Source organism: Streptomyces sparsus, assembly GCF_054776295.1.
In genome coordinates, this window is sequence record NZ_BAAHCA010001658.1 from 1 (window position 1) to 599 (window position 599).

A 599-nucleotide genomic window follows, 5' to 3' on the forward strand; every position below is an offset into this window, starting at 1 on the left:
GGGCCCTGCCGCTCAGCCGCTGGGCCCGTTCCAGCCGGGCCCGGCTCAGCTGGGCGGCGAGGTGTACGGCGAGCGCGCGCTTGCGGGCCTGCTCCCGCCGCAGCCGGGTGAGGGCCCGGTCCGCGGCCCCGCGCTTCCGGGCGATCTCCGTCTCGGCACGGCGCACGGTCTTCCGGAACTGCTCCGCAGCCCGGTTGCCGCGTTCCAGGATGGCGGAGCGGGCCAGGAACTCCTCCGGCGAGTCGGCGAGCACCAGCCGCGCGCCGGGCAGCAACGTGCCCATGCCCGTGCGGTACTGCTCCGCGGCTGCCGCGCCGATCACCCGCCGCAGTCCCTGGTACTCCGCCCGGGTGGCGTGCAGCGAGCGGTTCAGCCGCGACACCGTGCGCTGCTGCCGTTCTGCGGCCTGCCTGGCCCGTGCGTGCGCCCGTGCGGCCCGGGTTGCCTTCACCTGCGCGGTGCGGACGGTGGTGTCGACGGTGAACGGAGTACCGACGAACCGTGACGCGGGCACCGAGCTGCCGCTCTCGGCCCGCGCGGGCGCGGCACCCAGCAGCGCCACGAGCACCGCCGTGCTGAGCACCCCGCCCGTCACCGCG

General features: G+C 76.8%; 1 protein-coding gene. It reads right to left on the reverse strand.

What is annotated here, in order from left to right; genetic code table 11:
* Window positions 1-599, reverse strand: a 599-nt coding sequence (locus tag ACYVE9_RS30155; protein ID WP_461031030.1) for a hypothetical protein, incomplete at both ends; no start/stop codon positions are given.